Origin of the sequence: Sinorhizobium terangae (assembly GCF_009601505.1) — a bacterium.
In the GTDB taxonomy this organism is placed as follows: Bacteria; Pseudomonadota; Alphaproteobacteria; order Rhizobiales; family Rhizobiaceae; genus Sinorhizobium; species Sinorhizobium terangae.
The window spans coordinates 77,332-96,334 of record NZ_WITC01000043.1 but is presented as its reverse complement, the minus strand read 5'-3'; the positions used below and the strand labels follow the sequence as shown (position 1 = coordinate 96,334).

15 protein-coding genes are annotated in these 19,003 nt (G+C 63.2%); 5 read left to right on the top strand and 10 right to left on the bottom strand.

What is annotated here, in order from left to right:
- Positions 1-238: 238 nt before the first annotated feature.
- From GHK62_RS12340 to rpsU, 4 genes are all read right to left on the bottom strand, one after another.
- Positions 239-1,507 (bottom strand): adenylate/guanylate cyclase domain-containing protein, encoded by a 1,269-nt coding sequence (locus GHK62_RS12340; RefSeq protein WP_153439457.1) that lies wholly within the window; start codon positions 1,505-1,507, stop codon positions 239-241.
- 262 nt (positions 1,508-1,769) lie between these two features.
- Positions 1,770-2,249 (bottom strand): DUF992 domain-containing protein, encoded by a 480-nt coding sequence (locus tag GHK62_RS12335; protein ID WP_153439455.1) that lies wholly within the window; start codon positions 2,247-2,249, stop codon positions 1,770-1,772.
- Positions 2,250-2,391: 142 nt separating this feature from the next.
- The gene (locus GHK62_RS12330) at positions 2,392-3,273 is read right to left on the bottom strand and encodes a tetratricopeptide repeat protein (RefSeq protein WP_153439453.1); all 882 of its coding nucleotides are present in this window, start codon (positions 3,271-3,273) and stop codon (positions 2,392-2,394) included.
- Positions 3,274-3,530: 257 nt separating this feature from the next.
- Positions 3,531-3,743, bottom strand: a complete 213-nt coding sequence (rpsU, locus tag GHK62_RS12325) for a 30S ribosomal protein S21 (protein ID WP_012709405.1) — start codon at positions 3,741-3,743, stop codon at positions 3,531-3,533.
- Between the two features lie 345 nt (positions 3,744-4,088).
- Here rpsU and GHK62_RS12320 point away from each other — a divergent pair, with 345 nt between their 5' ends.
- The 5 genes from GHK62_RS12320 to GHK62_RS12300 all read left to right on the top strand — a co-directional run bounded on the left by GHK62_RS12320 (position 4,089) and on the right by GHK62_RS12300 (position 10,684).
- Positions 4,089-5,342 carry a sarcosine oxidase subunit beta family protein gene (locus tag GHK62_RS12320; RefSeq protein WP_153439451.1) on the top strand — a complete coding sequence of 418 codons (1,254 nt, stop codon included), beginning with the start codon at positions 4,089-4,091 and terminating at the stop codon, positions 5,340-5,342.
- Positions 5,343-5,408: 66 nt separating this feature from the next.
- Positions 5,409-5,750 (top strand): sarcosine oxidase subunit delta, encoded by a 342-nt coding sequence (locus GHK62_RS12315; RefSeq protein ID WP_153439449.1) that lies wholly within the window; start codon positions 5,409-5,411, stop codon positions 5,748-5,750.
- Positions 5,747-8,740: a sarcosine oxidase subunit alpha gene (locus tag GHK62_RS12310; RefSeq protein ID WP_153439447.1), complete on the top strand. Its 2,994-nt coding sequence runs from the start codon at positions 5,747-5,749 to the stop codon at positions 8,738-8,740. Before GHK62_RS12315 ends, GHK62_RS12310 begins: the two co-directional genes overlap by 4 nt.
- Positions 8,733-9,287, top strand: coding sequence for a sarcosine oxidase subunit gamma family protein (gene soxG / locus GHK62_RS12305; RefSeq protein WP_153439445.1), 555 nt, complete (start codon positions 8,733-8,735; stop codon positions 9,285-9,287). The genes GHK62_RS12310 and soxG overlap by 8 nt, the downstream gene beginning before the upstream one ends.
- Before the next feature lie 272 nt (positions 9,288-9,559).
- Positions 9,560-10,684, top strand: a complete 1,125-nt coding sequence (locus tag GHK62_RS12300; protein WP_184108578.1) for a zinc-dependent alcohol dehydrogenase family protein — start codon at positions 9,560-9,562, stop codon at positions 10,682-10,684.
- A gap of 16 nt (positions 10,685-10,700) precedes the next feature.
- On the opposite strand, the gene GHK62_RS12295 is transcribed toward GHK62_RS12300, so the two are convergent.
- The 6 genes from GHK62_RS12295 to glgC all read right to left on the bottom strand — a co-directional run bounded on the left by GHK62_RS12295 (position 10,701) and on the right by glgC (position 18,969).
- Complete coding sequence (locus GHK62_RS12295) at positions 10,701-11,774, bottom strand: DUF2332 domain-containing protein (protein ID WP_153439441.1); 1,074 nt, start codon at positions 11,772-11,774, stop codon at positions 10,701-10,703.
- On the bottom strand, positions 11,767-12,255 hold the full coding sequence (locus tag GHK62_RS12290; RefSeq protein ID WP_153439439.1) for a MaoC family dehydratase: 489 nt from the start codon (positions 12,253-12,255) through the stop codon (positions 11,767-11,769). Before GHK62_RS12290 ends, GHK62_RS12295 begins: the two co-directional genes overlap by 8 nt.
- Before the next feature lie 140 nt (positions 12,256-12,395).
- Complete coding sequence (gene glgX, locus GHK62_RS12285) at positions 12,396-14,360, bottom strand: glycogen debranching protein GlgX (RefSeq protein ID WP_153439472.1); 1,965 nt, start codon at positions 14,358-14,360, stop codon at positions 12,396-12,398.
- Positions 14,361-14,624: 264 nt separating this feature from the next.
- Complete coding sequence (locus GHK62_RS12280) at positions 14,625-16,253, bottom strand: alpha-D-glucose phosphate-specific phosphoglucomutase (protein ID WP_153439438.1); 1,629 nt, start codon at positions 16,251-16,253, stop codon at positions 14,625-14,627.
- 4 nt (positions 16,254-16,257) lie between these two features.
- A complete protein-coding gene (gene glgA / locus GHK62_RS12275) occupies positions 16,258-17,700 on the bottom strand; it encodes a glycogen synthase GlgA (protein WP_153439436.1) in 1,443 nt (480 codons plus the stop codon).
- A 6-nt stretch (positions 17,701-17,706) separates the two neighbouring features.
- Positions 17,707-18,969: a glucose-1-phosphate adenylyltransferase gene (gene glgC, locus GHK62_RS12270; RefSeq protein ID WP_153439434.1), complete on the bottom strand. Its 1,263-nt coding sequence runs from the start codon at positions 18,967-18,969 to the stop codon at positions 17,707-17,709.
- Positions 18,970-19,003 lie beyond the last annotated feature (34 nt).

Below are 19,003 nucleotides of genomic sequence, written 5' to 3'. Positions count from 1 at the left end.
AAGAGTTACAGCGTCCTTTGTGCGTCCTAAAGGACGCACGGCGCTGTAGGCGAGATGAGGAAGGCTCGTGCAGCCCGCCCGCTTGTGTCCGCCCTCATCCGGCTGCCGCTACCTTTTCCCCGCAGGCGGGGAGAAGGGACTCGCGGCGCCCACTCTCGTTCCTGGCAGCCGTGGACGCCACCCGCACCACGCCGACGGTGTCCCCCGCGCGCGGGGAGAGGGTTAGGGTGAGGGGCAGCTACGACGCTGTGTAGCGAGGGGCCGGCCCGGTTTGATCATTCGAATCGATTGCGGCCGCAATCTCCGGGTCCCAGGTAAACAGCTCTTTTGCCCGGGCGATGCCGCGCAGCGCGAAACGGCCAAGTGAAACGGCGTCGGCACGCAACACGGCCGGACAGGCCTCGACAAATTCCGAGGACATGACAACATGCCGTTCGACCGACCGGCACATCGATGCGATCCGGCTCACCTCGTTGACTGCCGGACCGACGACGGTGAAGTCTAGCCGGTTCTGGCTGCCGATATTGCCATAGAAGACCTCGCCGATATGCAGGCCCAGGTAGATGTCGGTCGTCGGCTTTCCATCATCGCGCCGCTTTGCGTTCAGCTCGTTCAGCATCAGGCGCAACTGCCGCTCGGCAGCGACCGCCGAGGCACAGGCGCTGGCGCGGTCGCCGGCATTGAAGATCGCCAGAACGCCGTCGCCGATCAGCTTCAGGACGCTGCCGCCATGGTCGTGTATCGCGGTGATCACGGTGCCGGCATAGTCGTTGAGAAGTGGAATGACCTCTTCCGGAGCAACCGTCTCGGATATCCGCGTATAGTTGCGCAGATCGGAAAACCACATCACGGTCTCGATCTTCTCCGCCGCACCGCGCTCGATGCTGCCCTTGACGACCCGCTGGCCGGCGTCCTGACCGAGATAGACATCGGCAAGCGTGCTGATGATGCGCACACAGGAGGCCGCCTTGACGGCGAGTGCGAGCGTCGGCAACAGCACCCTTAACGCGTCGATCTCATCGTCGCTGAATCCGTCCGTCCTCTTCGTCGTCCAATAGGAGTAAAAGCAGTCCATCTCGCCGACGCGGCCCCGGTCGGTAAAATAGTGGATCATGCTGATGCAGTCGGTGTAGCCGTCCGCCTTCAGCGTATCGAGGAAATTGTAGGGAACGGACGTTGCAGCGGCGAGCCGAATGCGTCGCTCTGCCTGGCGTTCCACGAGCATGTGATAGAAGATCGAGCGTTGCCAGCTCGCCTGCATTTCGCCGGTGGCGGTCGATCCATAGGGAGTGACCTCGGGGGCTTCCCCGCTTGCGCTGTCCCAAGTGAACGAACGGCCTTCGATTTCAGGATGAAGCGTGTCGATCAGGCCGAGCGCGCGCTCGATCGGGAGTCCGGCCTGTTTGCACCTGTCGCAGAAGCCGGCGAGCAACTCGGGCTCCTCACTCCCACGGATCCCCTGCTCGGATGTCCACAGTATTAGCTCGCGGATCTGCTGGTCGTTCATCGTTCTACCTGTCGACGACATCTGCTTCTGAGCGCCGCGCGTCCAATCGGATGCGCAAGGCTCGCTGGAGGACTTTGAATTGCTGCCGGCACCTGCGGGGCAAATGACCGATGCGATAAACTATTCGACATTTGATCGTTCGGCCAGTTGCGGTTCGCTGTGTCTGACCGGCTGCGAGCATCCGGGTGCGGAACGACAAAGGCCCCGTTTGACCGGGGCCTTGATCTCTTTTCCGCTACATCGCGGATTTCCGGCGTGATGGTCAGCCTGCGGGCGCCAGCGTCAAATGCTCGACGCCGAGGGCAAGGTTCAGCCCTTCCTGGACCTGGACATTCACCGGCTGCAGCATGAAGGCTTTGTTCGTGCCACCGGCAATCACCTTGGCACCGCCGCCGACCGCAAAACTCGCATCGGCCCCAAGGCCGTAATACTCGCCTGCAAGGGCGTATGCGGTTACCGGCGTGCCGGTCTTGGCCAGCACATCCCAGACCATCACACTCTTGCCAGTCGTGCCGACGTCGAGGCCAAATTTCCGGATCATGCCCGCATAGACGGCCGTCGGCGCGCCGTTGGCAGGCCTGTAGGTGCACATCAGGTTCTTCGTCGACGTGATGATGAGACCGGTGCCACCTTCCGAACCGCAGGTGAGGCGGCCGAGCGTGACATAGCTTTGCGCAGCTGCGGGTGCAGCACCCGAAAGGGCAGCAAGGGCGGCCGCTGCGATAAAGGTTTGCTTGATCATGGCTCAGTTTCCGTTATTGAAGCCATGGGTCAAACGGATTTGAAACTGTGAAGGTTCCGCCCGTGCGATGTCCCTTCGCACCCAAGTGAGCACAAAAAACGCCCGCGAGCCTGTCGCGGGCGCCGAAGATCGGAAAGTCCGATCAGGACATCGATTTCACACGGGCGAGACCAGCCCGGGCCGGCTCGTATTTGGGATCGAGCGAAAGCGCGTGCGAATAGGACTTCGACGCCTTGGCCTTGTCGCCGCGGCGCTCGTAGATCAGAGCCTGGTTTGCCCAGGATTCCGCTACTTTGCCATTCAGGTTGATGGCGGTGTTGAAATCGGAAAAGGCATTGTCGTCGTCGCCCTGTGCGACATAGGAAATGCCGCGGCCGTTATAGGGTTCCGGCGAACTCGGCGAGAGCGAAATCGCCGTCGAGAAATCCTCGATCGCCTGCCCATGCTCGTTACGCGCCTGATAGATCAGGCCGCGATTGTGATAGGCGCGGGGGTCGGTCGTGTCGAGCTGGATCGCCTTGTTGAAATCGTTGAAGGCAGAGTCGAGCTGGCCCGCCTGCCGATAGAGATTGCCGCGGCCGATATAGGCGACGTCGTAGCTCGGGTTGAGCTGCAGCGACGTATTGTAGTCCGAGAGGGCGGCCTGCTGGTTGCCCATGTTACGCTGGACGAGCGCGCGGTTGGCATAGGCCTGGTAGAAGCGCGGATTGAGCTCGATCGCCTTGTCGAAATCGGCGAGTGCACGGCGGAATTCGCCGGCACGGCCATAGGCCGAGCCGCGCACATTATATCCTTCCGGATCACTCGGGTTGGAAGCGATGACGCTCGACAGCGAGGCGATGTTTTCCTCCGAGCCCTGCGCCCGCTCGACGCGGATCATCGATTCGGAGTTGTCGGTCTGGCAGCCTGCAAGCAGCAGGGCGGAGCCGAGGATGAGCATGGCAGCAAGCTTCGGCCTGCGCTGGTGGCGGCGGTGCGCCTCACGGATGGCGGAGACGTCCGCAGTCATGGCAGCAAATGTCAAAGTCGATCCCTCAATGCGACAAGGTCCCGAAAGCCTCGGGCTTTCCGTTTACGGAGACCGGCGAATACGCGGGGCTCCAGCCAGGGTTCATCAGATCCTCCGGCGATCCGACCGGCTTATCCCGTCCGGGCGGCTGACCGTCGCAAGCTGACGCATCACGCTAGCTTGCCGACGGACATGGTGTCCATACAAAAAGGCGGCGGCGATATCTCGCCCCCGCCACGACTTACATTAGAAAACGTCGAAAAAACGACAAATCAGCGAGCCAGAAGGCCTTCACGCTGTGCGCGCTTGCGAGCCAGCTTGCGAACGCGGCGGACGGCCTCGGCCTTTTCGCGCGCACGCTTCTGGGACGGCTTTTCGTAGAAGTCACGCATCTTCATTTCGCGGAAAATGCCTTCGCGCTGCATCTTCTTCTTGAGAGCGCGGAGCGCCTGGTCGACATTGTTATCGCGGACAAGTACCTGCACGTGAATCCCGTTCCTTTGTTTCGAGTTGTAAGCCCCACCGCCAGGTAAGGGGAGGCAAAAAATTTGCGTTCGCTGAGCTGACAGCTCGACGATTGAAAAATCGGATAACAGATCGTGCGGGCAAAGTCCAGTGACGACAGCGCGAGCGGGTCGGAAAAAACACAAGTTCGGGTTTCTTCTGCGCTGCCGGCCCTGAATGGCGGCTTTTCGGGGTGTTTAACACGATGTCGCAAGTCCGTCCAAGTTCGCCGAATCGCGTCGCAAAAGAAACGTTGCACGGCTCTCAGATTTGCGATTTCTAACGCCAACAACATGTTTTCTCGGGGTTCATGGAGTAGCAGGCGGATGCGCAAATATTCTGTTTTTGCCGTGGCGCGCGAGGCGCTGCGCGGCCACAAGGGCTGGGGGCCGCAATGGGCCTCGCCGGAGCCGCGCAAGGAATATGACGTCATCATCATCGGCGGGGGCGGGCATGGCCTGGGCGCTGCCTATTACCTCGCCAAGGAGCATGGCATCACCAATGTCGCCGTGCTCGAAAAGGGCTGGATCGGTGGCGGCAACACCGGCCGCAACACGACGATCATCCGGTCCAACTATCTCTATGAAGAGAGCATGGACATCTACGAGCATTCGCTGAAGCTCTGGGAGAACCTGTCGCAGGATCTGAACTACAACGTCATGTATTCGCCGCGTGGCGTCATGATGCTGTCGCACAACATCCACGACCAGCAGTCCTTCAAGCGGCACATCAACGCCAACCGACTCTACGGCATCGATAACGAGTGGCTGACGCCGGAACAGGCCAAGGCCTATTGTCCGCCGCTCGACATTTCCAAGACCGCCCGCTATCCGATCAATGGCGCGGCGCTGCAGCGGCGCGGCGGCACGGCGCGCCATGACGCGGTCGCCTGGGGCTACGCGCGCGGCGCTTCAGACCGCGGCGTTCACATCATCCAGAACTGCGAAGTGACCGGCATTCGCCGCGATGCGACCGGCCGCGTGATCGGCGTCGACACCAATCGCGGCTATATCGGCGCGAAAAAGATCGGCATTTCTGCGGCCGGCCACTCGTCGGTACTAATGCAGATGGCCGACGTGCGCGTGCCGCTGCAGAGCCAGCCGCTACAGGCGCTCGTTTCCGAGCCGCTGAAGCCGATCTTCCCCTGCGTCGTCATGTCGAACTCGGTGCATGCCTATATATCGCAGTCGGACAAGGGCGAGTTCGTCATCGGCGCCGGCACCGACCAGTACAATTCCTATTCGCAGACCGGCGGCTTGCAGATCATCACCCATACGCTCGACGCGATCTGCGAACTCTTCCCGATGTTCCGCCGCGTCAAGATGATGCGGCAATGGGGCGGTATCGTCGACGTGACGCAGGACCGCTCGCCGATCCAGGGCGTCACGCCGGTGCCGGGGCTGTACCTCAACGCCGGTTGGGGAACGGGCGGCTTCAAGGCGACGCCGGGCTCGGCCAACCTCTTTGCCCATCTCATCGCACGTGGCGAACCGCACAGGCTCGCTGCCGGCCTGACGCTCGAGCGGTTCCGCACCGGGCGGCTCATCGACGAGGCGGCCGCTGCCGCCGTTGCGCACTAGAAGGAAGGTAGAGCGACCTTTGCGCGTCCCACGGAATGCGCGGCGCTCTAATGCGAGGACATCCAGATGCTTCTGATTTACTGCCCCTATTGCGAAGAAGAGCGCTCCGAGCTCGAATTCCGCAATGCCGGCGATGCCCACATCGCCCGCCCGACCAATATCGCCGAGATCAGCGACGAAGAGTTCGAGGCCTATTTCTTCCTGCGCGACAATCCGAAGGGTGTGATCTTCGAGAGATGGCGGCACATCCATGGCTGCGGCCGTTTTTTCAATGCGGCGCGTGACACGGTCACCGACCGGTTCCTCACCACCTACAAGGCCGGCGAGCCGAAGCCCGACCTCAACGCAGAGCCGAAGACGAGCGCACAGGTCGAAACCTACGAGGCCCTTGAAGGAGCAGCACAATGAGCGGGGTCAATCGCATTTCGGGTGCGGGACGCCTGACGCCCGCCCGCACCGCGAGGTTCACCTTCGACGGTCGGACGCTGACGGCGCTCGAGGGCGATACGGTCGCCTCGGCGCTGCTTGCCCACGGCATCCACCTTGTCGGCCGGTCGTTCAAGTACCACCGTCCGCGCGGCATTCTTTCCGCCGGCGCCGAGGAGCCGAATGCGCTGCTCGACATATCGCGCGACGCGGCACGCAGACAGCCGAACGTGCGCGCCACGGTGCAGGAAGTTTTCGACGGAATGAAGGTCTCGTCGCAAAACCGCTGGCCGTCGCTCGCCTTCGATGTCGGCGGGTTCAACGATCTGCTCTCGCCCTTCTTCGCCGCCGGTTTCTACTACAAGACCTTCATGTGGCCGAAGGCGGCGTGGCACAAGCTTTACGAGCCTTTCATCCGCCGCGCGGCCGGCCTCGGCGTTGCGCCGACGGAGTCCGATCCGGACCACTATGCGAGCCGGTATGTCCATTGCGACGTGCTGGTGATTGGTGCGGGCGTTGCCGGTCTTTCAGCGGCGCTTGCGGCCGCGCAGGCCGGCGCCAAGGTCATCCTCTGCGACGAGCAGTCGGAAATGGGCGGCGCGCTCCATTATGACAGCGGCACGGTCATCGACGGCAAGCCGGGCTACGAGTGGGCGCAGGCGACCGGCAGGGCGCTCGCGGAGAGAGACAACGTCACCGTGCTGACCCGCACGACCGCGTTCGGCTACTACAACCACAATTTCGTCGGGCTCGTCGAACGGGTCACGGATCATCTCTCTGCACCGGACAAGGCATTGCCGCGCGAGCGGCTCTGGCAGGTGCGGGCGAAGAAGGTCATTCTCGCCAACGGCGCGATCGAGCGTCATATGGTCTTTGCCAACAACGACCGGCCGGGCATCATGCTGGCGTCGGCGGGGCGCACCTATCTCAACCACTTCGGCGTCGCCGTCGGTACCAAGGTCGGCATCTATACGGCGCACGATTCCGCCTATGAGGCCGCATTTGACCTCAGGAAGGCGGGTATTTCCGTGCCGGCGATCGTCGACAGCCGCGAGAAGCCCGGCGAGGCGGTGTTGGCCGAGGCACGCCGGCTCGGCATCGAGGTGCTGACCGGCCATTCGGTCGTCAACACCACGGGCAAGCTCAGGATCTCGTCGATCAGCGTTGCCCGACGGGGCGGCGGTGCGGCACGCAAGATCGCCGTTGATGCGCTCCTCGTCTCCGCCGGCTGGACACCATCGGTGCACCTCTTCTCGCAATCGCGCGGCAAGGTGAAATTCGACGCCGCAACGGAGCGCTTCCTGCCGGGCACCTACGCGCAGGATTGCCTCTCGATCGGTGCATGCAACGGCACGGACGATCTCCAGGCGACGATCGACGAGGCGCTTGCGGCCGGTGAACTGGCAGCCCGCGCTGCGGGTGCTGAAAACGGATCGCAGCTCGCAATCTCCGGCGAAAATGCCTTCGCCTGGACGGGCGGCATGATCGGCGCAGCGGAAGGGGCGGGGCCGGACACGACGGTCAAGGCCTTCATCGACTTCCAGCACGACGTCTGCGCCAAGGACATTCGCCTCGCCGTGCGCGAGGGCATGCACTCGGTCGAGCATATCAAGCGCTTCACCACCAACGGCATGGCGTCCGACCAAGGCAAGCTCTCCAACATGCACGGGCTCGCGATCGCCGCGGAAGCGCTCGGCAAGGGTATCCCGGAGGTCGGGCTGACAACCTTCCGCCAGCCCTACACGCCGGTGACCTTCGGCGCGATCGTCAACCATTCTCGTGGCAGCCTCTTCGATCCGGCCCGCAAGACACCGATGCATGCCTGGGAAGAGGCGCAGGGCGCCGAATTCGAGGATGTCGGCAACTGGAAGCGCGCCTGGTTCTATCCGAAGGCCGGCGAGTCCATGCACGAAGCGGTTGCGCGCGAATGCAAGACCGTACGCGAGGTGGCCGGCGTCTTCGATGCGTCGACGCTCGGCAAGATCGAGGTGGTTGGCCCCGATGCGGCCAAGTTCCTCAATCTGATGTATACGAACGCCTGGGATAACTTGAAACCCGGCCGCTGCCGCTACGGCATCATGCTGCGCGACGACGGCTTCGTCTATGACGACGGCGTCGTCGGCCGCCTGGCCGAGGACCGCTTCCACGTGACGACGACGACCGGCGGCGCGCCGCGCGTGATGCACCACATGGAAGACTATCTGCAGACGGAGTTCCCGCATCTGAAAGTCTGGCTCACCTCGACCACCGAGCAGTGGGCGGTCATTGCGGTGCAGGGTCCGAAGGCGCGCGAGATCATCGCGCCGCTCGTCGACGGCATAGATCTTTCGAACGAAGCCTTCCCGCACATGAGCGTTGCCGAGGGGCGGATCTGCGGCGTGCCGACGCGGCTCTTCCGTATGTCGTTCACCGGCGAACTCGGTTTCGAAGTCAACGTCCCTGCGGACTACGGCCAGGCCGTATGGGAGGCGATCTGGGCTCGGGCTGAACCAATGGGCGCCTGCGCCTATGGCACTGAGACCATGCACGTGCTGCGCGCCGAGAAGGGTTACATCATCGTCGGTCAGGATACGGACGGGACCCTCACTCCGGACGATGCCGGCCTTTCCTGGGCGGTGTCGAAGAAGAAGCCGGATTTCGTCGGCATTCGCGGGCTGAAGCGCCCGGACCTCGTCAAGGACGGTCGCAAGCAGCTTGTCGGTCTCCTCACCAAGGATCCGAAGGTGGTTCTGGAGGAGGGCGCGCAGATCGTTGCCAATCCGAACGAGCCGAAGCCGATGACCATGCTTGGCCATGTCACCTCGTCCTATTGGTCGTCAAATTGCGGCCGGTCGATCGCGCTGGCGATGGTCGCCGGTGGACGGGAGCGCCTCGGGCAGACCCTTTATATCCCGATGGCCGACCGGACGATCGCCGTCGAGGTGAGCGATATGGTGTTCTTTGACAAGGAAGGAGGTCGCCTCCATGGCTGACCAGGCAACTGCAATCCGCAATGCTCCGCTCGCCGGGCTCCGTGGCGGCTCGCCGGCGGCGATCCTGACGCCCGCGGCGCCCGCCTCGCGGATATCCCTCCGCGCGGCACCGGACGCCGTTGCGGCTCTCTCCGCGGCACTCGGGGTCACGCTGCCGACGCGGCCGAAGACCTCTGCCTCGACCGGAAAGCGCCACGCGCTCTGGCTCGGTCCGGACGAGTGGCTGGTGATCGACGAAGACGGCAAGGATTTGATGGCGGCAGCCGCGTCCAGTGGCGTCATGCATTCGGCGGTCGACATTTCCCATCGCAACACGGCCGTCATCATCAGCGGTCCGGGCGCCGAGGTGGCGGTCAACAGCGGATGCCCGCAGGACCTTTCGCTCGCGATCTTCCCGGTCGGCGCTTGTTCGCGGACGATACTGGGCAAGGCGGAAATCGTGCTCTTCCGCACGGCCGAGGATACGTTCCGCGTCGAGTGCTGGCGGTCGTTCTCGCCCTTTGTCTTCGGCCTTCTGTCGGAGGGGGCGGAAGGCGCAGGGCACTGAAGAGGCGTTTTCCTCGAACTTTGCAAGCGGCGGAGCGATCCGCCGCTTTTCTGTTGTAGGAATGCGTATGGCCCCTCATCCGGCCTGCCGGCCACCTTCTCCCCGTTTTGACGGGGAGAAGGGATATGCCGCGCCGCCTAGGTTCCCTCTCCCCGCCTGCGGGGAGAGGGTAAGGGTGAGGGGCAATCTCGCGTCTCGACTTCCCAGAACCGATCACGTTAACTTTTGACTCGATTCGGTCGAGCATGAGCGTGAGAAGCGGAGGGGTGAGCGTGAAGACACGCGCGGCGGTGCTGAGGAAATCACCGGTCGAGAGGCCCTATGCCAACACACGGCCTCTATCGATCGAGACCGTCGACCTCGATCCGCCCGGACCGGACGAGCTTCTGGTCAGAATGGGTGCAGCCGGACTCTGTCACTCCGATCTTTCGGTCATCAACGGCGATCGGCCACGTCCGGTGCCGATGGCGCTTGGCCACGAGGCGGCGGGCACGGTGGAGGCGGTCGGGAGCGGCGTGCGCGATATCGCGCCCGGTGATCGCGTAGTGATGAGCTTCATGCCGAGCTGCGGTCATTGCCTGCCCTGTGCGGAAGGCAGGCCGGCGCTCTGCATTCCGGGCGCGGAGGCAAACGGTAAGGGAACGTTGCTTTCAGGCGAGCGCCGCCTGCGCTGTGATGCGGTTCCGGTGCATCACCATCTCGGCGTTTCCGCCTTTGCCGATTATGCCGTCGTCTCGCGCCACTCGGCCGTCAGGATCGAGGCGGATCTGCCGATGGTGGAAGCGGCCCTGTTCGGTTGCGCCGTGCTGACCGGCGTCGGTGCAGTCGTCAACACCTGCCAGGTCAAGCCCGGCCAATCGGTTGCCGTTGTCGGTCTCGGCGGCGTCGGGTTGGCGGCGGTTCTAGGCGCGATCGCCGCTGGCGCCGAACGGGTCGTGGCAGTCGATCTGTCTGAGGACAAACTGAAGCTGGCGCTCCAACTGGGCGCGACGGATGCATTCCTCGCTGGCGATCCGGATGCAGCGGAAAAGATCCGCGAGGCGACCCGCGGCGGCGTCGACCATGCGGTGGAGGCGGCGGGTTCGGTCAGGGCTTTCGAGCTCGCCTACCGGATCACCCGGCGCGGTGGCTTGACGGCCTCGGCAGGACTTGCCCGCCCCTCAAGCCAGATCGCCATCCCTGCGGTCAGCCTCGTCGCCGAGGAGCGCACGATCCGCGGCAGTTACATGGGAAGCTGCGTGCCGAGCCGCGATATCCCGCGATTCATTGCCCTCTACCAGCGCGGCAAGTTGCCTGTCGACCGGCTGCTATCGAGCACGGGGCCGCTTGAAGAGATCAACGAGGCGTTCGATCTTCTCGATCAGGGGCGGGTTATCCGCCACGTGATCACGTTCTGAACTTGTGGCTTCGCGATCACCCTTCTTTCCGCAAGCCGGTCCACTCTATCCATCGACCATGGAAGTCCGCCCGACCGATCAGATGTTTCCCGCCGCCGGGCCACGTCTGGAGCGTTAGCGCAGCGCCGGGTCTTGAACCATCCGCTTCCATCTGCAGCCAAGCAAGCGGCGCGTCTGCTGTTGCCGCCCTTCCTGCAGCAGCGATCAGGGCCTCGCCCTCTTGCTGGGCGGACAGAGACAGATATTGCCAGGCGACCGAATGATAAACGACATGGACCGCACCGGGGAAGGGATGGGCGAGGCGCTGTTTCAGCCAGTCCACAGCGTCTCTACGCTCGACAAGGTTGCCATGAGCAGCCGCGATCGCCAGCGCATTTCGGGTGCGCTCGAGCCGGTCCGGCTGGTCGGCCCAGATGTAGGAGAGCAGGCGCAACCGGTGCTCCTCGCTCGCCGGGTCAAGCGGGTTGATGTCGCATCCTGCGCGTCCGACGATTTCGACCGATCCGTCGGGCGGCGCTGCTCCGGACCACTGGGGCGAGATGACGACGCCGGATTCCATGTCGCCCCACTGCCCGCCGGAAAGGTCGTAGCCGTAGCGATCCCAGTGCAGGTTGAGACCGGCACTGGCACCAACTTCTGAAAGGACAAGTGGTTTGCCAAAGCCGCGTGCGACCGTGAGAAAGCCGGCAAGCAGCGCACCTGAGCGGCGCACTTCGTTCGTCTGCGGTGCGGAAGTGAGCCGCTCCAGGATAAAATCGGCGTGCGTCCGAAAGGCCGCTTCGCACGCGGCCCAGAGCGTTTCGTCGTCTGTGACATTCGGCGGATAGCATGAAGTCAGCCTGTCGTCGCGTCTCGACAACACAAGGGCATGAAGCGCACCGCACAGCCGCAGCGGTACGGAGTCTGCCTCGGGCCGCGGATTGCCCTCCCAGCTCAGGACGCGGCTGCCGACCGCACGTTCACCATCAAGGCGCTCGGCCGCCAACCGGCAGAGCCGGGCCATGAAAGGCGAGTCGAGTTCTTCGCAGGCCTTGCCCTGGCTACGAAAGGCCCGACGGACCCGCTCCTCGGCCCCCGTTTTCTCAGGCATCCGCCGGCCGGTCCTTCGGGTCGAACTGGATGATTGTCTGCCATGTCGCCGTCAGGGCGGGCTTGCGCTCGCCCTCGATCTCGACGGTTACGTCATAGGTAATCATCAACATTCCGGCGCCGCGAAAGCGGGCGTCTGCCATGGCGAACCGGCCGCGCACCTTGGCGCCGCTCTTTACCGGCGCGATGAAGCGGACCTTGTCGAAGCCGTAATTGATGCCCATCGTCTGTTCGCGAATCTTCGGCAGGCAATTGTAGTTCATCGCTGAAAGCAGCGACAGCGACAGGAAGCCGTGGGCGATCGTGCCTCCGAAGGGCGTCTCTGCCGCGGCGCGCTCCGGATCGGTGTGGATGAACTGGAAGTCGCCCGTCGCCTCGGCAAAACTATCGATGGTCTTCTGCGTCACGGTAATCCAGTCGGAGACACCGAGCTCCTTGCCGATCAGCCCCTTGATCTCTGAAAGCGAAATGTCGTGCGGCATATGCTTGTCCCGATCGCCTCTAGAATGATTTAGAGCGGGACGCGGGCGGAAAAACCGCTCGCACCATTCCTCATCCCACTCATAGCGCCCAACCGATCTATAGGCTGGTCGGGGGAATACTGGCAAGTGGTAGTAAAAACTCAGAAAACTTCGACAAAGAAGGTGACCGAGCGGGGGGCGACGGACGGGGTTGCCGCCGTCCCGGAAAGCGCATCGCACCACTTGCCGTTGAGGCTTGCGGGAAGCTGAAAGGGATGCGGTGCGTGACCGCGGTTTATGACTACCGCGAGCCGGGTCGCCCGTCGCTGCGCCCGGTCGCCGGTCGCAAGCATCATGACGAGATTGTCAGTCGCCGGGTGTTCCCAATCCTCGACCGTCATTGGATGACCGTCGAGACGCAGCCAGGCGACGTCGCCCTTCCCGGTGAGGAAGTGCGTCTCCGCGAAGACATCGAAACGCCGCCGCATCGCTGAGAGCGCGGCTGTGTGGTCGATGAGCTTCCGGTCGAGCTTTGTCCAATCGAGCCAGGTGAGGCCGTTATCCTGCGCATAGGCATTGTTGTTGCCGCCCTGGCTGCGCCCGCCTTCGTCGCCGGCGGTGAGCATGATCGTTCCGCGCGAAGCGAAAAGCGTGCTGATCAGCGCCATGGCGTCTGCCTGCCTCGCTGTCGCGATTTCCGGATCGTCAATGGGGCCTTCGGCGCCATTGTTCCACGAATAATTCTCGTTGTGGCCGTCACCATTGTCTTCGCCGTTCGCCTCGTTGTGCTTGCGCGCATAAGCGGTGAGATCCGTCAGCGTGAAGCCGTCATGCGCGGCGATGAAGTTGACGCTGCGGGTCGCCGTCTCGCCCCACCGCGAGAACGTATCGGAGGAGCCGGCGAGTGCGGTCGCGAGCGCGCCGATCGCATGCCGGTCGCCGCGCCAGTAGCGGCGAATGTCGTCCCGCGTGCGGTCGTTCCATTCGAGGAAGGGTTCGGGGAAGTTGCCGAGCTGGTAGCCGCCGGGACCGGTATCCCAGGGCTCCGCGATGAGAATGCGGTCGCCAAGGACCGAATCCGCGGCGATCGCCGCAAAGAGAGCGGCGTCGCGGTGAAAGCCGCTCATATCACGCCCGAGGATCGAGGCGAGGTCGAAGCGGAAGCCGTCGACGCCGGCGGCAAGCACAAAATGGCGGAGGCTGGCGAGAATGAGATCCCGGACCACCGGATGGTCGCAGGCTATCGTATTGCCGCAGCCGGTGTCGTTGATGAGTTCTCCGGGCTGGTCGGTCACATGGCGGTAATAGGTAAGATTGTCGAGCCCGCGCATGGAAAGGGTCGTGCCGAGGCGGTCGCTCTCGCCGGAATGGTTGAAGACGAGGTCGAGGATGACGCCGATGCCGGCCTTGTGCAGCGTCTCGACAGTGTTGCGCAGTTCCTTGACGCCGCCGGGCACGAGCCTCGGATCGAGCGCCATTGGGACGGTCGGATTGTAGCCCCAGCCGTTGTGAAGGCCGAGCGACGGCAGATGCCGCTCGTCGATCCAGGCGACGATCGGCATCAGTTCGACGGCCGAGACGCCAAGGCGCTTCAGGTGGTCAATGATCACCGGTTGCGCCAGGGCGGCGACAGTGCCCCGCTTTTTCTCGGGAATATCCGAGTGCAGAATGGTGAACGGTTTGACCGCCACCTCGTAGATCAATCCGCCAGGCTCAAACAGCGGCGGCTCCACCTTCACCGCCTCTGTTTCGGTCACGATCGCTCTCGGCACCAGATCGGCGGTCTCCTCACCGAAGATCGTCAGGCGACGATCATGGCGAAAGGGACGGTCGAGCTCGATCGCGTAAGGATCGACCAAGAGTTTCGACGGATCGAACCAGAGCCCATGATCGGGCGAGTAGATGCCGTCGGCCCGCAAGCCATAGCGAGTGCCGACGGGTGCATCGGCAAGCGTCAGGCTGTGAACGTCACCGTCGCGCAGCATCGGCAGGCGGCGCAATTCCTCCGCCCCGCTCTCGTCAAACAGGCAGAGATCGACGCGGGCGGCATGGCGGGACCAGACCGCGAAGCGCGTTCCGTCTGGCGTGCGCGTCACGCCGAGGGGTGGAATTCCGGTCGTCGGCATGAAGGCGTGCCTCTTGTTGGTATTGCTGTTCAAGTTAGTGTCCCTGGCACCCCCCTCTGCCCTGCCGGGCATCTCCCCCACAAGGGGGGAGATCGACTCGTTGCAATCCCATCCTCCAACAGGAACGCTCGCATTGCGGAGCCTCCTATTGGAGGCACTTAGCGGGCCACGTCCAATCTCCCCTTGTGGGGGAGATGGCCGGCAGGCCAGAGGGGGGTAGCGGAGCAGCAGAGCGTCGCCCGGAGCGACCGGGTGGCATACACCTCAGGTAATCACGCTCGGTTGATCGCGACCGGTGCGCGTCTTGATCTCGGCGATCTCGTCGGCCACGGCGATGAGATCGGCAAGTGCCTCCTGCGTGTCGAGGTCGTGGCGTGCCGGGTCCGCTTCGAACCGCTCGATATAGACCCTGAGTGTCGCGCCTGAGGTGCCGGTGCCGGAAAGACGATAGACGACACGCGATCCGCCCTTGAACAGGACGCGGATGCCCTGGTTCTTGCTTACCGATTTGTCGACCGGATCGTTATAGGAGAAGTCGTCGGCGGTCTCGACCGAGAGCGCGCCGAAGCTCTTGCCCGGCAGGGTGGCGAGCTTGTCCCGCAAGGCACTGATCAGGCCGTTCGCTGCGTCGGTGTCGACCTCTTCGTAGTCGTGGCGCGAATAATAGTTGCGGCCATAGGTCGCCCAGTGCTTGCGGGCGATCTCGAGTGCGCTTTCCTTGCGCACGGCAAGGATGTTGAGCCAGAGCAGCACCGCCCAGAGCCCGTCCTTTTCGCGCACATGGTTGGACCCGGTGCCGGCGCTTTCCTCGCCGCAGATGGTCGCCAGACCCTCGTCGAGCAGGTTGCCGAAGAATTTCCAGCCGGTCGGCGTCTCGTAGATGCCGATGCCGAGCTTTTCCGCCACGCGGTCGGCGGCGCCGCTCGTCGGCATCGAGCGTGCGATCCCGGCCAATCCCTTGGCATAGCCGGGCGCCAGATGCGCATTTGCTGCAAGCATTGCCAGACTGTCCGAAGGCGTGACGAAGATGCCCTTGCCGATGATGAGGTTGCGGTCACCGTCGCCATCGGAAGCGGCGCCGAAATCCGGGGCGTCCACCGCCATCATCGTTTCATAAAGGGCGCGGGCGTGTACGAGGTTCGGATCCGGATGATGGCCGCCGAAGTCGGGCAGCGGTATGAAATTCATCACCGAGCCTTTCGGCGCTCCCAGCCGCCTCTCGATGATCTCCTTGGCATAGGGGCCGGTCACTGCGCTCATCGCATCGAAGACCACGCGGAAACCGCCTGCGATCAGCTTGCGGATCGCGGCAAAGTCGAACAGGCTTTCCATGAGCTCGGCATAGTCGCTAACCGGGTCGATGACCGTTACCGTCATGTTTTCGATCTGGTGGGAGCTTTCCAGGTCCAGATTGACGTCGGCGGCGTCCGCGATCTTGTAGCTGTCGATGACCTTGGTGCGGGCGAAGATCGCATCGGTCACCTTTTCCGGCGCCGGGCCGCCGTTGCTGACATTGTATTTGATCCCGAAGTCCTCGGTCGGGCCGCCCGGATTGTGGCTCGCTGACAGCACGATGCCGCCGAAGGCCTTGTATTTGCGGATGATATTGGAGGCGGCCGGGGTCGACAGAATGCCGCCGCGGCCGACAAGCACGCGGCCGAAGCCGTTCGCGGCCGCCATCTTGATGGCCTTCTGGATGACGTCGCGATTGTAGTAGCGGCCGTCGCCGCCGATCACCAGCGTCTGGCCCTCGAAGCCTTCGAGCGAATCGAAAATCGACTGGATGAAGTTCTCGGCATAGTTCTTCTGCTGGAATACCGGAACTTTCTTCCGCAGGCCGGACGTGCCGGGTTTCTGATCGCCATAGGGGTTTGTGGAGACGGTTTTAATCATCTTATCAGCCTTTCGCGAGGAGAGCGGAATAGAGCGAGGCGTAGCGTTCCGCGCTCTTGGCCCAGGAAACGTCGGACTTCATGCCCTGATTTTGCATGCGTGCCCACACTTTCGGTTCGCTGTATGCACGGAAGGCACGCCTGATCGCAAGGCGCAATCCGTCGGCGGTGACCGGCCTGAATTGAAATCCCGTGGCGACCTTGGCTGAAAGCGCAGCCTCATTGGCGTCGATGACCGTGTCGGTGAGGCCGCCGGTGCGCGCGACGATCGGCACGCATCCGTATCGCAGCCCGTAGAGCTGGGTAAGTCCGCATGGCTCGAAGCGCGACGGGATGATGATTGCATCGGCGCCTGCCTGCATGAGATGTGACAGTGGTTCGTCATAGCCGGTCACCATGCCGATATGGCCGCGATGGCGCGAGGCGGCGGCGAGCAACGCCCCCTCGAGCGCCGCGTCACCCGAGCCGAGTATCACCAGCTTGCCGCCGAGCGCCACGATATCGTCCGTCACTTCGGCAAGCAGGTCCATCCCCTTTTGCCAGGTAAGGCGGCTGATGACGCAGAAGATCGGGCCAGGACTGTTTTCCAGTCCGAAACGCTCTTCCAGCGCCCTGCGGTTGGCGACGCGTCGCTTGATCGTAGCCGGACCGTAGTGCTCCATGATGTGCGGGTCGGTTTCAGGATCCCATGCGTCGGCGTCGATGCCGTTGACGATGCCCGTCAGGCTTGCGACTCTGCTTGAGAGGAGCCCTTCCATGCCCATGCCGAATTCAGGCGTCAGGATTTCCTGCGCGTAGGAAGGACTTACCGTGGTTATCGCCGTCGCCGTCTGCAGGCCGCCTTTCAGGAAGCCGACATCGCCGTAGTATTCGACGAACTGCATCGAGAAAGCCTCCGGCGGCAGTGCGAGTTCGGCAAACACCGACGCGCCGAACTGCCCCTGGAAAGCGATATTGTGGATCGTCATCACCGTCGGCATGTTCCGCGCCGAGCCGAAGTGCATGTAGACGGGGGTCAGCGCCGTTTGCCAGTCATGAACGTGGACGAGGTCCGGCTTCCAGCCGGGGATGATATTGTCGCCGGCGATTTCGGCCGCCGCAAGCGAGAGTGCCGCGAAACGGCGGAAATTGTCGGGGTAGTCGCGCCCGGTCGGATCGAGATAGGGTCCGCCGTCGCGGGCGTAAAGGGCGGGCTGGTCGAGGACCAGCAGATCCAGTCCGTTGATCTCGGCCGCAAGTACCGTCGCAGGATGGCCGAAGAGATCGTCGAAGCTGCCGACCTTGTGCTTCTTTTTCAGCTTGTGCAGGACGGCGGGATAGCCGGGCACCAGCGTGCGCGTCCGGATGCCGTGCGGAACGAGAGCCGCGGGGAGCGCACCGACGACGTCGGCGAGCCCCCCGGTCTTGACCAATGGATAGACCTCGGACGCAACAGACAGGATGTTCATACGCGGCTACATTCCCAGCTTGTCGATCATCGATTGGGTGATCAGGCAGACGCCACTTTCCGTGCGGCGGAAGCGCTTGGCGTCAAGTTCCGGATCGTCGCCGACGACCAGGCCTTCAGGAATGACGACGCGGCTGTCGATGACCACATTGCGCAGCGTCGAGTGCCGCCCGATTGTCACGTCGGGGAGAACTACGGCATTTTCGAGTCTGGAGTATGAATTGACCCGGACGCCGGTGAACAGAAGGCTTTTGTTGAGCGCGGCGCCCGAGATAATGCAATCGCCCGAAACGAGCGAGGAGGTCGCCGAGCCGCGGCGGTTCTCGTCGTCATGCACGAATTTCGCCGGCGGCTTGATTTCGGCAAAGGTCCAGATCGGCCAGGTGTTGTCATAGATGTCGAGTTCAGGTGTCACGTGCGTAAGGTCGATATTGGCCTGCCAATAGGCGTCGATCGTGCCAACATCGCGCCAATAGGCCTCCCGCTCGAAATCCGAGCGGACGCAGGACCGGGTGAAGCGGTGGGCGACCGCCTTTCCGTGTTCGACGATATAGGGGATGATGTCCTTGCCGAAGTCACGGCTCGACTTTGGATCGGCGGCATCCCGGCGCAGCATGTCCATGAGGAACCTGGTGTGAAACACGTAGATGCCCATCGAGGCGAGCGCCAGGTCCGGGCTGTCCGGAATGCCGGGCGGATCGGCCGGCTTCTCGACAAAGGCGATGATGCGGTCCGTCTTGTCGACATGCATGACGCCGAAGGCGGTCGCCTCCATCCGCGGCACCTCGAGGCAGCCGATTGTCACGTCGGCGCCGGAATCGACGTGCTGCTGCAGCATCAGTTCGTAGTCCATCTTGTAGACGTGGTCGCCGGCGAGGATGACCATGTACTCGACGCCGTGATCCTCGATGATGTCGATGTTCTGATAGACGGCGTCGGCGGTACCCTCATACCATTGCGTTTCGGACACGCGCTGGCTTGCCGGCAGAATATCGAAGCTCTCGTTGCGCTCGGGCCGGAAGAAGTTCCAGCCGCGCTGCAGATGCCGGATCAGCGAATGTGCCTTGTATTGGGTGGCGACGCCGATGCGGCGGATGCCGGAATTGAGCGCGTTGGAGAGCGCGAAGTCGATGATGCGCGCCTTGCCGCCGAAATAGACGGCGGGCTTTGCGCGGCGGTCGGTCAATTCCTTCAGTCGACTGCCGCGGCCGCCGGCGAGAACATAGGCCATGGCATCGCGGGCCAGGGGTTGTGTACGCTTTTCCACCATTTGTCCTCCCCATTACCAGTTCGAGGACTGCTCG